Annotated in this window: 16 protein-coding genes; 8 read left to right on the top strand and 8 right to left on the bottom strand. The window is 70.6% G+C overall.

The window, feature by feature from the left end; translation table 11 throughout:
* Nucleotides 1-5: 5 nt before the first annotated feature.
* Together EV193_RS34665 and EV193_RS01120 are read right to left on the bottom strand one after the other, a co-directional pair.
* The gene (locus tag EV193_RS34665; RefSeq protein WP_242613078.1) at nucleotides 6-569 is read right to left on the bottom strand and encodes a helix-turn-helix domain-containing protein; all 564 of its coding nucleotides are present in this window, start codon (nucleotides 567-569) and stop codon (nucleotides 6-8) included.
* Between the two features lie 83 nt (nucleotides 570-652).
* On the bottom strand, nucleotides 653-895 hold the full coding sequence (locus EV193_RS01120; RefSeq protein WP_130342045.1) for a hypothetical protein: 243 nt from the start codon (nucleotides 893-895) through the stop codon (nucleotides 653-655).
* A gap of 147 nt (nucleotides 896-1042) precedes the next feature.
* Between EV193_RS01120 and EV193_RS01115 the strand changes: the two genes are divergently transcribed.
* Together EV193_RS01115 and EV193_RS01110 are read left to right on the top strand one after the other, a co-directional pair.
* Nucleotides 1043-1924 carry a helix-turn-helix domain-containing protein gene (locus EV193_RS01115; RefSeq protein WP_130342044.1) on the top strand — a complete coding sequence of 294 codons (882 nt, stop codon included), beginning with the start codon at nucleotides 1043-1045 and terminating at the stop codon, nucleotides 1922-1924.
* Between the two features lie 26 nt (nucleotides 1925-1950).
* A complete protein-coding gene (locus EV193_RS01110; protein ID WP_130342043.1) occupies nucleotides 1951-2139 on the top strand; it encodes a DUF397 domain-containing protein in 189 nt (62 codons plus the stop codon).
* 183 nt (nucleotides 2140-2322) lie between these two features.
* On the opposite strand, the gene EV193_RS01105 is transcribed toward EV193_RS01110, so the two are convergent.
* Genes EV193_RS01105 through EV193_RS01090 form a run of 4 tightly spaced genes read right to left on the bottom strand, consistent with a single transcriptional unit; the run spans nucleotide 2323 to nucleotide 5738 of the window.
* Nucleotides 2323-3462, bottom strand: coding sequence for an alpha/beta hydrolase family protein (locus tag EV193_RS01105; RefSeq protein WP_130342042.1), 1140 nt, complete (start codon nucleotides 3460-3462; stop codon nucleotides 2323-2325).
* 10 nt (nucleotides 3463-3472) lie between these two features.
* Entirely contained in the window at nucleotides 3473-4471 is a 999-nt protein-coding gene (locus EV193_RS01100; protein ID WP_130342041.1) for an ABC-2 transporter permease, read from the bottom strand.
* Complete coding sequence (locus tag EV193_RS01095; protein WP_130342040.1) at nucleotides 4468-5349, bottom strand: ABC transporter ATP-binding protein; 882 nt, start codon at nucleotides 5347-5349, stop codon at nucleotides 4468-4470. Before EV193_RS01095 ends, EV193_RS01100 begins: the two co-directional genes overlap by 4 nt.
* Entirely contained in the window at nucleotides 5346-5738 is a 393-nt protein-coding gene (locus EV193_RS01090) for a GntR family transcriptional regulator (protein WP_165401164.1), read from the bottom strand. Before EV193_RS01090 ends, EV193_RS01095 begins: the two co-directional genes overlap by 4 nt.
* 115 nt (nucleotides 5739-5853) lie before the next feature.
* On the opposite strand from EV193_RS01090, the gene EV193_RS01085 reads away from it, so the two are divergent.
* From EV193_RS01085 to EV193_RS01060, 6 genes are all read left to right on the top strand, one after another.
* Nucleotides 5854-6432 carry a winged helix-turn-helix domain-containing protein gene (locus EV193_RS01085; protein ID WP_130342038.1) on the top strand — a complete coding sequence of 193 codons (579 nt, stop codon included), beginning with the start codon at nucleotides 5854-5856 and terminating at the stop codon, nucleotides 6430-6432.
* Nucleotides 6429-7700, top strand: coding sequence for an MFS transporter (locus tag EV193_RS01080; RefSeq protein ID WP_130342037.1), 1272 nt, complete (start codon nucleotides 6429-6431; stop codon nucleotides 7698-7700). Before EV193_RS01085 ends, EV193_RS01080 begins: the two co-directional genes overlap by 4 nt.
* A gap of 2 nt (nucleotides 7701-7702) precedes the next feature.
* Entirely contained in the window at nucleotides 7703-9403 is a 1701-nt protein-coding gene (locus EV193_RS01075) for an ABC transporter family substrate-binding protein (protein WP_341273134.1), read from the top strand.
* Nucleotides 9404-9540: 137 nt separating this feature from the next.
* A complete protein-coding gene (gene mshB / locus EV193_RS01070) occupies nucleotides 9541-10416 on the top strand; it encodes an N-acetyl-1-D-myo-inositol-2-amino-2-deoxy-alpha-D-glucopyranoside deacetylase (RefSeq protein ID WP_130342036.1) in 876 nt (291 codons plus the stop codon).
* Nucleotides 10413-10844: a hypothetical protein gene (locus EV193_RS01065; protein WP_130342035.1), complete on the top strand. Its 432-nt coding sequence runs from the start codon at nucleotides 10413-10415 to the stop codon at nucleotides 10842-10844. The genes mshB and EV193_RS01065 overlap by 4 nt, the downstream gene beginning before the upstream one ends.
* Nucleotides 10825-11616, top strand: coding sequence for a hypothetical protein (locus EV193_RS01060; protein ID WP_130342034.1), 792 nt, complete (start codon nucleotides 10825-10827; stop codon nucleotides 11614-11616). The genes EV193_RS01065 and EV193_RS01060 overlap by 20 nt, the downstream gene beginning before the upstream one ends.
* On the opposite strand, the gene EV193_RS01055 is transcribed toward EV193_RS01060, so the two are convergent.
* A complete protein-coding gene (locus EV193_RS01055; protein ID WP_207222449.1) occupies nucleotides 11564-12556 on the bottom strand; it encodes an alpha/beta hydrolase in 993 nt (330 codons plus the stop codon). The two genes, EV193_RS01060 and EV193_RS01055, sit on opposite strands and share 53 nt — an antisense overlap.
* A complete protein-coding gene (locus EV193_RS01050; RefSeq protein WP_341273133.1) occupies nucleotides 12553-13314 on the bottom strand; it encodes a GNAT family N-acetyltransferase in 762 nt (253 codons plus the stop codon). The genes EV193_RS01055 and EV193_RS01050 overlap by 4 nt, the downstream gene beginning before the upstream one ends.
* Between the last annotated feature and the right edge of the window lie 63 nt (nucleotides 13315-13377).

Here is a 13377-nt window from a genome sequence, read left to right as displayed (position 1 = left end):
GACCATCACCGCCGCTCGCGCGGCGGCGGCATGTCGGATGCCCGGAGAGATACGCCGGCCTCGCGGAGCACCTCGTGCACGAACTCGGCGCCACGACCGCTCCAGTCGGCGAGTTCGGCGATGGTTCGCCCCTCGCGGTAACGCCGACTGAGGTCTTGCCGCAGGATGGCGCGATCGTGAGTTGTCATCCGCCTGTCGGCAGGACCGACGTCAGCCTCACGAAGCAGCCGCTGGACCAGGTCCTTGCTGCGCCCGACCTTCTTGGCGACCGCCTCGATGGTCCATCCGTCGCGGTACCGGGACACGACCTCGTCTCGGATCGCGGCGCGCGCACTACCGGTCAGGCGTCCGCGCTTGCCGCGATACCCGCCGCGTTCCCGCAGAACGCCGGCTTCACCGAGCACCTGTTGGACGAAACCGAAGCTGAATCCGGTCTTCTCACTGAGCGCGCGGATGCTGTCGCCTCGGGCGTAACCGGCCGTGAGCCTCTTCCGCAGGATTTCGCGTTCGACGCCCGTCAGTCGTCGACGTTTCGGCACGCGGTCGGGGTGTTCGCCACGTTCACTCATCTGAATCCCTTGTCGCTGAAGGAAAGGACCGGGACCGCACGATCGGTCAGTCGGGGGCACTCCGACCGTGCGGTCCCGGCTCGTCACACGGCGGTCGGGAGTTCACCGTGTGCGGCTGCCGGCGTGGGCGGGGGTGCGCCGGCAGCACGTGGACACCCGCTGAGGGGCTGACTTGCCTGTAGCTCAGCCGCGCGATCGGCGTCGAGGCATCGCCGGATACGGCGACGTTCGGCCAGACGCTCGGCGATCACGGACACGGCGACCACGACCAGTGGCACAGCCATGAGTGCGCAGGCCACCAGGCCGGCCTTCCAGATGGTGTCCACTGGACCTCCTCCACGGGTTGCTCTGTTTCAAAGAATAGGTCGTAACGTTACATGTAACCAAGTACTCAAACGGGTGAACCTGGTTTGAAACGCGCGGTAGGTTGGGGCAAGGTGCGGGCAGATCGCCGCGACGTGAAGGATCACCACATGACCGAGAACGAAGACCCGGTTGTCGCGCAGATCCAACTGGGTCTGTTGCTGGGGAGGCTCCGCGATGGCGCCGAGATCGGCACCGAGGCGGCCGGGAAGGCCATCGGCACCTCGAAGGCGAGCATCAGCCGGATCGAGAACGGCAAGCAGTCGATCGTCAAGGAGAACGTCCAGAAACTGCTCGAGTTGTATGAGGCCAACGCCGAGGATCAGGACGAGGCACTGCGGCTCGCGGCGGTACCCAAGCCGTCCCGGTCTCGGCGCCGCCGTGACGCCGGCTACCGCGATGACGTGCCGAACTGGTTCCGGCGGTACCGAACGCTGGAGGCCGCCGCGAGCGAGATCTCGACGTATGAGGCTGAGATCGTTACCGGCCTGTTCCAGACCGAGGACTATGCCCGCGTGCTGCTCCAAGCGGGTAACCCGATCGCCGGCCGGCGGGACATCGACCGGCAGGTCGAGCTGCGACGCGGCCGGCAGCAGATCCTGGAACGCGCCGAGCCGCCGCAACTCGACGTCATCCTCAACGAAGCCGTCCTGCACCGCGTGATCGGCGACGATTCGGTGATGGCTGCCCAGCTCGACCACCTCGTGGAGCTGGCAGAGCAGCCATTCATCGAGCTGCGGGTGCTGCCCTTCCGGCCGAAGCCGACACCGAACCGGGACGAGGCGTTCGTGGCGAAGAACGTGTTCAAGCTCCTCCGCCTGCCGGACCGAGGCACGATCCTCTACTTCGAAGAGGTGGGCGGCGCGACCTATCCCGAGGACACCGCCGTCATCGAACGCTATGCCGTGTCCTATCAGCGCCTCCGCGCCGCCGCAGCGGATCCCGGTGACTCGCGGGAGATTATCGCTAGAATCGCTAACGACTATCGATGAAGATCAGACGGAGGTAGGTGGCGGCCGTGAATACCCCAGACCTGGGCGAGTTGCGCTGGTGCAAGAGCAGCTACAGCGGCAACGACGGCGGCGACTGCGTCGAGATCGCCGCGCTGCCGAGCGCCGCCGCGATCCGCGATTCCAAGAACCCGGACGGCGGCGCGCTCGTGTTGTCGCACGTCGCGTGGCGGGCACTCGGCGCGGCTCTGACGTAAGCACCGACCAAGACGGGGCGGCTCGATCGAGCCGCCCCGTTTCGCGCGTTGATCTTGCCCACGTACTGGACGTAGCCCCCACCCGCACCGGGGCACCCCACCAGACCATGGTATCGGCGCAGGTGGGGGAATAGGCGTTTGGTGATCGACATGTGGATAACACGGAGCTTGTGGACAACCGGGTCAGCCGTGGAAGGTGACTTCGGGGAACAGTGGTGAGGGTGCGGCCATCAGCGGCTGTGGTCGGCCGCGCAGGTGCAGGTGGAAGAACGCCCTGACGTAGGTCCGGGTGATCTCCAGTGCACGGTCCGCGTCGATGGTCGCGCCGAAGTCGATGCCGTACTGGCCGGCGAGCACACCGACGTCGGTGAACGTCGGGTGTTCCATGCCCTCGACGGTGAGCCACCGCTTCCAGCCGGTCAGCAGTGGCCAGTCTCGCTCCCAGCTCGCCGCCGGACCACCGGGCGTACCCGGCGTGTAGGTGTTCTGCCGGCCGAGCAACAGGAACGGCCGGGACAGTCCCGGAGCGGGGAGCGGGACGTTGGTCATCCCGTCCATGTCGATCCCCGCCTTGATCCGGGTGTCGCCGAGCATGGCCTGGACGGCGCTCGCGCCACCCACGGAGTGCCCGGCCATGGCGATCTTCGAAGGATCGATCAGGTTCGCGCCGCGCCACTTCGACCGCGGCCCGGTCAGCTCGTCCAGTACGAACGACACGTCGGCGCCCCGGCCCCACTGCAGCTTGTGCCAGAACGCATCGTTGTAGTCGCCGCACGCGACGCACGTGGTGACCCGGCCGTCGGGGAACGTGGTGGCCACGTTCTCGTAGGTGTGGTCGACCACCGCGACGATGTTGCCGTGGCTGGCCAGGTCCTCGGCCAGTGAGCTGAGCGTGGCACGCGACTTCTTGAACCCCGGCGACAGCACCACCAATGGAATGCTGTGCGGCCGTCGAGTCACCGGCGGCGCGTCGACGATCGCGTTGGTGCGCACCGTGCTCAGCACGTCGGGCGGCACCCCGGCGAGGCCGCTCTCCTCGAGCAGCGCCTTCGACTCCACCGGAGTCATGTACCGCTTCGTCTCTCCGTGCGCCGAACGCGCCGGATAGAACACCGAGACCATCAGCTCCCTGGCGTTCACCGACGGCACCCACGGGTCGGGGCGGGAGGTGTCCTTCAGGTACAGCGAGGTGGTGCCCACGGGCTGGCGGCCGGTCGGCTCGGGCAGGTGGAGCGCCGGGGCCGCGACGGCCGGCGACGCGGACACCGCGACGGCGGTCAGTGCTGTGGCGGTCAGAACGGTGGCGACGGTACGGCCGCGCATGATTCCCCATTCAGGACAGGTGACGGATACGTCGGAAGCAGAACCAGGCCAGCAGCGCCGACAGCGCGAGGAACACGGCCGTCTCGACCCACTGCAGCGGCCAGAATCTGCCGGCCGGTTGGTACACCTGGTGCTGCCGGTGGCCGAGATCGGTCAACGTGCGGGCGAAGCACTCCTGGACCGGCCCCAGGTCCGACGGTCCGCCGCCCCTCGGTGAGGGCAGACAGCCGTGCACCGCGGCGGGCAACGGGAACACCGTGTCGCCCTTGGCGTCCACGGTCTCGTCGGTCAGCACCCACGCCCCCGCGGGCCGGGTCATCGACAGCGATTCGGGCATGTCGCCGGTGGGGCCGGGCTCCGCGCGGATCCCGGCGATGCTGTCCGCCGTGATGGTGACCGTCTGTTCGGTCGCCGGCAGCAGGTACGGGCGCACCAGCAGCGGGAACGCCACCTGCACGGCGGCGAACACGACCAGAGTGACGGCCATCGCCGCCACGGTGCGGCGCAACAGCATGCCGATCGCGACACCGAGGACGAACGCGAACGCCGCGTAGCCGATCGGCGCGATCCCGCGTGCGGCGAACACCACGGGCGCCAGTCGCGCCTCGAACTGGCTGGCGGGGTCCAGGCCGGCCAGCGTGTCGATGGGGCTTGCCCACCAGTTGACCGCGGCACTCAGCAGGCCGGCGGCGATCATGGCGGCCACCGCGCCGAAGCCCATCTTGTTGGCCAGCCACGACTTTCGGGTCACGGTCTGGTTCCACACCAGGCTGTGCGTGCCGGTCTCCACCTCCCGCGTCACCATCGGCACGCCCCAGAACACCCCGATGACCGCCGGCAGCAGGTACACCGCGAACAGGGAGCCGTAGTAGAAGGCCTTCTGGTCGGTGACGTTCGTGCTGTTGACCAGCTCCGGACGGGTGATCGCGAGGACGACGCAGATCAGCACGACGGCGCCGAGCACGGACGCGGCCGGCACGCGGAACTGACGCCAGGTCAACCAGGTCATCGCAGGACCTCCAGGGCGGGACGGGTGGGGACCGGGCCGCTCAGGTACGCCAGGACCAGGTCTTCGAGGGTGAGCCGGCTGACGGTCCAGGCGGGGTCGAGGATCGGTTCCTCGGTGCGCACCAGGACCGTGGTCTGACGGTCCGTGTGACTCACGGAGACGACCTCCTGGCCGGCCGGCAGGCTGTCGATCTCGCGGCGCGGGCCGGTCAGCCGGCGGTGCGCGCCGAGCAGGTCCTCGACCTCGCCGGTGATCCGCACCTGGGAGTCGACCAGCACGATGAGGTGGTCGCAGACGCGTTCCAGGTCGGCCACCAGGTGCGAGGACATCACGACGCTGAGCCCGTGCTCGGCGACCGTCTCCATCAGGTCCTGCAGGAACTCCCTGCGCGCCAACGGATCCAGCGCGGCGACCGGCTCGTCTAGCAGCAGCAGCTCCGGCCGCTTGGCGATGCCGATCGTGAGCGCGAGTTGGGCGCGTTGCCCGCCGGACAACTTGCCGGCCGGCTGCTTCGGATCCAGCCCGATCCTGGTGATCCGGTCCTGGGCCACCCGGTCGTCCCAGCTCGGGTTCAGCCGCGCGCCGAGGCGCAGGTGATCGGCGACCGTCAGGCCCGGGTAGACGGGGGTGTTCTGCGCGACGAAGCCGACTTTCGCGAGCTGGGCCGGGCCGCTGCCGGGCACACCGCCGCACGCCTCGATCGTGCCGCTGGTCGGCGACAGCATGCCGGCGGCCAGGTTCAGCAGGGTCGACTTGCCGGCGCCGTTCGGGCCGACGAGCCCGGTCACGTGCCCGGCCGGCACGTCGAGCGTGCAGTCGGTCAGCGCCCACTTTCGCCTGTACTTCTTGCCCAGTTCGCGGGCGCGCAGCACGGTCACGCTATGTCCTCCTTGGCGGTGTCCTGAAACGTGGCCGCGAACAGCGCCTCGATGCTCTCGTCGTCGAGACCGGCGCGGCGGGCCTTGGCGAGCCAGCGCCGCAGGTCCTGCCGCAGCGGCCCGATGGCGGCGAACGAGCCGCCGGTGAGCGTCGCGGTGACGAACGTCCCCACGCCGGGCCGGGCCGCCACGAGCCCGTCGTGCTCCAGCTCCCGGTAGGCCTTGAGCACGGTGTTCGGGTTGATGGCGAGGTTGGCCACCACGTCCTTGACCGTCGGCAGCTGTTCTCCTTCGCGCAGCAGGCCGAGCCGCAGCGCGTGCCGCACTTGGCGGACGAGCTGCTGATACGGCGACAGGCCCGACGTGCCGTCCAGGTGAAACTCGATCACGAGATCCTCCATTTATCTAGCTAACTAGCACTATAGCCATATGTGGAGGCCGCGTGTCGAGGAGGTAGATGCAGAACTATTGTGCAGAGAAGTTGTGCACAGTTATTGTGCAAGCATGGCGGACGAAGAATTCTCCGAGGTCAAGCTGAGCAGCGCGCAGTTCAGGACGCTCGCTCATCCGTTGCGCATCCGGTTGCTCGGCACCCTGCGCATCGACGGGCCGGCCACCGCCACGGCGCTCGCCGGCAAGCTCGACACCAACACCGGCGCGACCAGCTATCACCTGCGCAAGCTCGCCGAGGTCGGCCTGGTCGAGGAGACCGGCGAGGGGCGCGGCCGCGAGCGGTGGTGGCGTGCGTTGCATACCAGCTCCACCTGGCGCGACAGCGACGTCGGTACCGACCCGGACGACCGTGCCGCCGCCGAGTGGATCGCCAACCACGCGCTGCGCTATCAGGTCGATCACGCCGAGCGCTGGCTGGCCGTAAGGCACGAGTGGTCGCAGGAATGGCGGGACGCCGCGTCCTGGTCGGACTTCCAGCTTTTCCTGACACCCCAACGGTTGCGTGCGCTCAACGACGAGCTGAACGCCGTGATCCGCCGCTATTTCGTCGAAGGACCGTCCACTGAGGACAGTGCGGAGAAGGTGCTCTTCTACATGAACGACTTCCCGCTGCCGAAGGACACGCCATGACCTCGCGCGCCGCGCGCCGCCGGTTTCTGGTGCTGACCGCGCTGCGGTGGTTACCGGCCGGGTTCACCCTGCCGGTCCTGGTGCTGCTGCCGCTGGAGCGCGGGTTGACGCTGGCCGAGGTCGGCATGGCCTTCGCCGTGCAGGGCTTCGTGGTGTTCTTCCTCGAACTGCCGACCGGCGGGCTGTCCGACTCGCTCGGCCGCAAGCCCGTGCTGCTGATGGCCGGCGTGGTCGGCGTGGCCAGCCACGGGCTGATGGTGGTGGCGCACGGGTTCGGCGCGTTCGTCGTGGTCTACGCACTGCAGGGCGTGTACCGCGCGCTGGACAGCGGGCCGTTGGACGCGTGGTACGTGGACGCCGCGCTGGCAGCCGATCCGAACGCGGAGATCGATCGCGGCATGTCCGCCGCCGGCGTGGTGATCGGGCTCGGCATGGGCGCGGGGGCGCTGCTGGCCGGCGGGCTGATCGCGTGGACCGGCGCGCTGGTGTTGCCGGTGATCGTCGCGGTGGCCGTGAAGCTGGCCAACATCGTCGTACTTTCCTTGCTGCTCAAGGAGATCCGGCCGGACCATCGTCCGCGCGGGTCGGTGCGCGACGTGCCGAGGGTGATCGGTGAGGCGCTCGGACTGTTGCGCCGCTCCCGGATCCTGCTCGCGTTGATCTGCGTCGAGCTGTTCTGGGGCTTCGGCATGGTCACCTTCGAGATGTTGATGCCGGTGCGCCTGGCCGAGGTGACCGCGAACCCGGACACGGCGGCGTCGCTGCTCGGCCCGGTGACCACGGCGGCGTGGTTCGCCTCCTCGCTGGGCGCAGCGGTGGTGGGCGTGGCCGGGCGCCGGTTCGGAGTCGCCTACACCGCCGCCGCGCTGCGGATCCTGCACGGGATCACGGTCGTGGCGATGGGCCTGTTCGCCGGACCGGTCGGGCTGATCGCGGCGTTCCTCGCCTGCTACATGGTGCACGGCGCGGCCAACCCGCCGCACATGACGCTGCTGCACTCGCAGGTCGACTCGGCGCACCGGTCCACGGTCGTGTCACTCAACTCACTGGTCGCCCAGCCGGCGGGTGCGCTGGGCGGGATCGTGCTCACCGCGCTGGCCGCCGGCACGTCCGTCAGCACCGCGATCATCGTCGGCGCGGTGGTGCTCGCGTTGGCCGCGCCGCTGTACCTGCCGGCCGCTCGTGTCGCCCGTTCTGGCAATCTCGAGGACACACAACCTCCGATGGTGGCAACATTGCCCCAATCAGCAACGGCGAAAGGCTCCTAGGCGTGCGCGCACCCGGCAAGCTCGTGCCCGTGGTGCTGCTCGTGCTCGCGCTCGTCGGCTGCACCAACATGCCGCCGCCCCCGCTGGTCACCACGCCGCCGAGCAAGCCGCCGCCCACCAAGCCGGCCAAGACCTCCGAGGTCGTGATCGGCGTGGACGGCATCACCGGCGGCTACAACCCGCACACCGTCGCCGACCAGTCCGCGGTCACCACCGCGCTCGGCGCGCTCCTGCTGCCCTCGGTGTTCCGGCCCGCCGCGGACGGCACGCCCCAGATGGACCGCACGCTGATGCGCTCGGCCACCGTCACGAAGTACCAGCCGTACACGGTCACCTACGAACTGCGCGGCGACGCGTCCTGGTCGGACGGCCCGCCGATCGCCGCCGAGGACTTCCTCTATCTCTGGGAGCAGATGCGCCGCGCGCCCGGTGTGATCGACTCGGCCGGCTACCGGCTGATCGACAACATCACCGCGCGCGACGCCGGCAAGGTCGTCGAGGTCACCTTCGACAAGCCGTACCCGGGCTGGCGATCGCTGTTCAACGGCCTGCTCCCGGCGCACCTGCTCAAGGACGCGCCCGGCGGGTGGGACGCCGCGCTGGAGGACGGATTCCCGGCCACCGGCGGCCCGTTCGCCGTCTCCCGGCTCGATCAGGAGCGCGGCGAGATCCAGCTGGAGCGCAACGAGCGCTACTGGGAGCAGCCGGCCGCGCTGGAGAAGGTGGTCTTTCGGCGGGCCGACCAGGTGGGTGTCGTCGACGCGCTGCGCCGGGGCAACGACCAGCTCGCCCTGCTGCGCACCGACTCGGTCGGCCTGAGCCTGCTCGGCACGCTGGGCAACACGGTGGCGGTGCACACCGTGCCGCGGTCGGCCACGGCGACCGTGCTGCTGCGCCCGGTCGGCGAGGACATGTCCGACGCGCGGGTGCGGCGGGCGATCTCCGCGCTGCTGGACCGCGACGCCCTGGTGGCGACCGGGACGCGCGGCGGGCCCGGCAGCACGCTGCGCGCCGAGGCGCAGGTGCTTTCGCCGACCGCGCCCGGATACCGGCCGACCCGTCCGGGCGGCGTGTCCTCCGGGCAACCCGAGCTGGCGCAGGCCGAGGCGGCGCTGCAGCAGGCCGGCTACACGCGGGGCGCCGGGATCTGGATGCGCGACGGCAGGCCGCTCAGCCTGGTGATCGCCGCGCCGGCCGAGCGGGAGAGCTACGTGAGCATGGCGCGCGAGCTGCAGCGCCAGCTCGTCAACGCGGGTATCCAGGCGAAGGTCGAGACACCGAGCGCGGACCAGTTGTTCACCGAGTCGCTGGCGTCCGTGCCGACCGGGCAGCGCACCACCGGCGCGGTGCACCTGGCGGTCGTGCCGCGGCCGGTCGGTGGTGACCCGGCGACCGTGCTGGCGTCCAACTTCGGCTGTCTGCAGGGGGAGAGCGCGGTGGCGGGCGCGCAGCCGACCAACCCGGTCGGGTTCTGCGACGCCTCCGTACAGCCCACCATCGAGGCCGCGCTGTCCGGCGCTGTGCCGGTGGCCGAGACGCTGACCACGATCGAGCCGGTGCTGTGGCGCGAGGCGCTGACCGTCCCGCTGTTCCAGGAAGCCGACTCGCTGGCCGTGCGGCCGGAGTTGACCGGTGTGGACGTGGGCCGCGCGCCGTCCGGCCCGTTCGACACCGCCGTCGCCTGGCGTCGAGCCCCCAACTAGTGACACAAGGACCAGCCAAGGTGACCTTTGGCCACCTTCACGGGTCGAGCCCGCTGAACCCGTTAGCGGGCCTAACGGGTTCAGCGGGCTCGACCCTGTCGTGCTCCCGTCGTAGCAGCCGCACGTAGGCTCTTGACGTGATGTTGAGCGCCCCGAGACGGCTTTTGCTGGTCCACGCACACCCGGACGACGAGAGCCTCACCACCGGCGGGACGATCGCCCGCTACGCCGCCGCCGGTGCGCACGTCTCGCTCGTGACCTGCACGCTCGGCGAGGAGGGCGAGATCATCCCGGACAGCCTCGCCCAGCTCGCGTCCGCCGCGTCCGACCAGCTCGGCGGCTATCGGGTCGGTGAGCTGCGCCAGGCCTGCGAGGCGCTCGGCGTGGCCGATCACCGTTACCTCGGCGGCATCGGACGCTGGCGCGACTCCGGCATGGCGGGTACCGCGACCAACGAGCACCCGCGCGCGTTCGTCGCCGGCGATCTGGCCGAGCAGGCGCTCGCTTTGCGCGAAGTGCTCGACCAGGTGCGCCCGCAGGTCGTGGTGACCTACGGCCCGGACGGCGGCTACGGGCACCCCGACCACGTCCGCGCGCACGAGATCACCATGGCGGCGACCGCCGAATCCCCTTACGTGGAGCGGGTTTTCCACACCGTGGCGTCCCGGAGTGCGACCGCCGCCGGGGTGGCCGCACTGTCCACAGTGGACAATCTGCCGTACCGGCTGCCGAAGTCCGACGAGCTGCCGGTGGTCGAGGACGACGAGATCACCACGGTGATTGGGATCGCGGACAGCGTGCCGGCCAAGGTGCGCGGGCTGCGGGCGCACGCCACCCAGATCAGCTTCACCGAGCTCGAGGACGGCGTGCCGTGCTACGCGCTGTCCAACGGGGTTGCCCAGCCGGTGCTGGACGCCGAGTACTACGTGCTGGCCACCGGCGACCCCGAGGGCGCGGCCGACGACCTGTTCGGCGGGCTCGCGTCCACGGTGGACACGGGGGCGCCGAGGTGACCGGCCGGGACCGCTGGCGGATCGCCGGGATCGTGCTGGCCAGCGTGGTGCTGGCGATCATCGAGCTGATGTTCCTGCCGCTGCGGTTCGACGGCACGCTCCTGCCGGACCTCGGCGGGTTCCCGTTCCCGATCACGGTCGTGCTGGCGCTGGCCACCATGGGGCCGCTGGTGTACACGGCCGCCGAGTTCTCGCCCACGCTCCTGGTGGCCGGCTCGCCGTTGTGGGCATGGCTGCTGGTCGTGCTGGTGTTCGCGATCGGTGAGCCCGGCGGTGTCGAGCGGGCATACGTGGTCATCCCGGACTGGCGGACGCTGCTGCTGGTCGGCTGTGCGGCCGGCGCCGGTGCGGTGGCGCTGGGCCGGGTTCTCGGCGATGCTGCGGTCGCCCGGCAGAAGGAGCACGCCCATGGCAGAGGCGATCACTGACAAGAACGTCGTCGCCGCGCTGCGCCCGTTCGTGCGTGCCACCACGCCGATGCTGGACGCGCTGCGCGAGTCCGATCCGCTGGGCATCGTGCGGCGCTCGCGTCAGCCCGGCGACGCTGATCTGGACGGCGTGGACAAGAGCCTCAAGGACAAGGTGCTCGACGGCCTGGAGTCGGTGAAGGTACCCGGCACCGAGGCGTGGTCGGAGATGGACATCGAGGCGCGCACCGACTGGTGGGTCAACCGGGTCGGCCGGTTCACCACGCTGGTCGCCGCGATCCCCGGCATTGGCGGCGCGCTGGCCGACCGGCTGCCCATCCAGGACGCGCTGGGTGCGGCCAGCCAGGGGCTGCTGCTGTGCGCGATCGCCGCCGAGCGCGGCATGACCGAGCAGGCCGACCGGGTGCGGCTGCTCGCCGCCGTGCTGTTCGACCGGGACGTGGATCGCGCGCTCGCGGCCGGCGAGGGTGACGGGCTCACCGACGCCGAGGAGGACAAGGCCACCGCGGAGCTGACCGAGGAGTTGGACGAGTCCACCAAGAAGCACGGCAAGATCACTCTCAAGGCCGCGGCCCGCACGCTGTGGCGGTTCGGCCGGGCCCTGCTGGCGCTGTCCGACGAGCTGGAGAAGCGGCCGCGCGGGCGGTTCTACCACCGGGCGCTCGGCATGCTGCCGGTCGTCGGGATGGCCGGCGACTACTTCGGCGAACGCTCGGCCCTCAAGCGGGCCGCCAAGAAGGCCGTGCAGTGGATGGAATCGCAGCCGGCCTGATCTCGCTGTCCAGGGCGGCGGCGAACCGCGCCACGTGCCGCAGAGCCGCGCGTGCCTCCGGCAGGAACGGCACGATCTGGAACACGTGCACCTGCCCCGGCCACACCTGCAGCTCGCAGCGCCCGCCCGCGCCGTTGAGCGCCTCGGCGAAGTGCACCGCGTCCGCGCCGAGCAGTTCGCGTTCACCGGCCTGCAGCAGCACCGGCGGAAAGTCCGGCCCGACCTCTTGGACGACGTCCAGCCGGGGATCGCACGGGTCGGAGCCGCGGGTGTACAGGCCGATCAGCCGGCGCGCGGTGCGGGCGGTGACGAACGGATCGGTGATGGTGCGCTCCCTGGCCGAGGCGAGTGCGAACGTCGCGTCCACGAGCGGGGAGAACGCGATCACGCCGGCCGGCTGCGCGATGCCCAGTCTGCGCAGCTCGCCGCACAGGGAGAAGGCCAGATGCCCGCCGGCCGAGTCACCGGCCACGATGATGTCCTCGGACCGGAAACCGTTGTCCAGCAACCAGTTGAAGCCGTTCACGACGTCCTCGTGGGCGGCCGGGAACCGGTGTTCCGGCGCGCGCCGGTAGGTCACGCTGAACGCCGGCCGGCCGACCGCGGCCGACACCCGCGAGACCAGGCCGCGGTGCGTCCACGGCGAGCAGCCGATGTATCCGCTGCCGTGGATGTAGTACACGATCCGCGCGCCGGCGCTCGGCACGCCGCCGACCCATTCGCCGCGCACCCGGCGGGTTCGCACCGGCGTGTGCGCGATCGGCGGGCCGATCCGCCCGACCGTGCACAGTCCGGCGAGCCAGGCGCGTCCGAGCCAGGCGCCCAGCGCGCCGGGCGGGGCGAGCCTGCTCGGTTCGCGGGAGGCGAGGCGCATGACCTTCGCGAGGCCGGCGCTGGCCCGGGACGGCGTGATCCCGGCCGGGTCGATCAACGTACTCACCAGTGAAGTAGAACACAGCTCACGTTCGAGGGTGTCCAGTACTGATAGCGGTGGTGCTCGACGCAGCCGAGCGTCTCGTAGAGCCGCAGCGCCGCAGTGTTGCCGGCCGTGACCTGCAGGACCATGCGCCGCGCGCCGTGCCCGCGGCCCCACGCGGCGAGCGTGCCGAGCAGCCGGCGCGCGTGCCCGTGGCGGCGCGCGTCGGCGCGGACCGCCAGCCGGGCGACCAACAGCACGTCACCGGCGACCCCGCCGCGCACGGCGGCCACGGTCTCGCCGTGCACCGCGGTCACACCGAAGCCGGTCAGCGCGCCGCCGGCGAGCACGTGCCGCTCGGCAGGTGCGGGCGTCTCAGTGCCCGAGACCAGGCGCCACCATGCGGGTGTCGGGTGGTCCAGCACGGTGCCGGCACGTTCGTCGAGGTCCAGCGGGCCGGTCAGCACCACCACCCCGTGCTCGCCCGAGTGCCCGGTGTCCACCGTCCACCCGGCGGCGGCGATCGCCGCCTCGGTCGGATCACCCCACACGACCTGCACTTTCGGGGTGATGCCGTGTTTCGCTGAGAAGTCGATCACGGTGGCCAGCGCGTCCGGCACCGGCACGCCCGGATCGCCGAGCACCAGCGCGCTGTTGGCTCGCCCGGTGAAGCCTCCGGCCGCGCGCAGAAGCCAGTCGCCGAGCCGCTCCGACACCATCGCCGGCCACGCCTCGGCGCAGAGGAACTCCAGGTCACGCACGTCGTCGGAGAGCAGTGGCACGGCCACATGGTGCGTCATCCCAACCGGCGGGAAGAACAGGGGAGATGTGTTTCACATGTCGGG

Source organism: Herbihabitans rhizosphaerae (assembly GCF_004216555.1).
GTDB classification, from domain to species: Bacteria; Actinomycetota; Actinomycetes; order Mycobacteriales; family Pseudonocardiaceae; genus Herbihabitans; species Herbihabitans rhizosphaerae.
Note: the sequence above shows the minus strand (reverse complement) of the source record. Positions and strands in the feature narration are given on the sequence as shown.

Excerpts from the sequence above, each read along its gene's own strand:
- EV193_RS34665 (WP_242613078.1), bottom strand. The coding sequence starts at position 569 with ATGAGTGAACGTGGCGAACACCCCGACCGCGTGCCGAAACGTCGACGA.
- EV193_RS01115 (WP_130342044.1), top strand. The coding sequence starts at position 1,043 with ATGACCGAGAACGAAGACCCGGTTGTCGCGCAGATCCAACTGGGTCTG.
- EV193_RS01105 (WP_130342042.1), bottom strand. The coding sequence starts at position 3,462 with ATGCGCGGCCGTACCGTCGCCACCGTTCTGACCGCCACAGCACTGACC.
- EV193_RS01100 (WP_130342041.1), bottom strand. The coding sequence starts at position 4,471 with ATGACCTGGTTGACCTGGCGTCAGTTCCGCGTGCCGGCCGCGTCCGTG.
- EV193_RS01085 (WP_130342038.1), top strand. The coding sequence starts at position 5,854 with ATGGCGGACGAAGAATTCTCCGAGGTCAAGCTGAGCAGCGCGCAGTTC.
- EV193_RS01080 (WP_130342037.1), top strand. The coding sequence starts at position 6,429 with ATGACCTCGCGCGCCGCGCGCCGCCGGTTTCTGGTGCTGACCGCGCTG.
- EV193_RS01060 (WP_130342034.1), top strand. The coding sequence starts at position 10,825 with ATGGCAGAGGCGATCACTGACAAGAACGTCGTCGCCGCGCTGCGCCCG.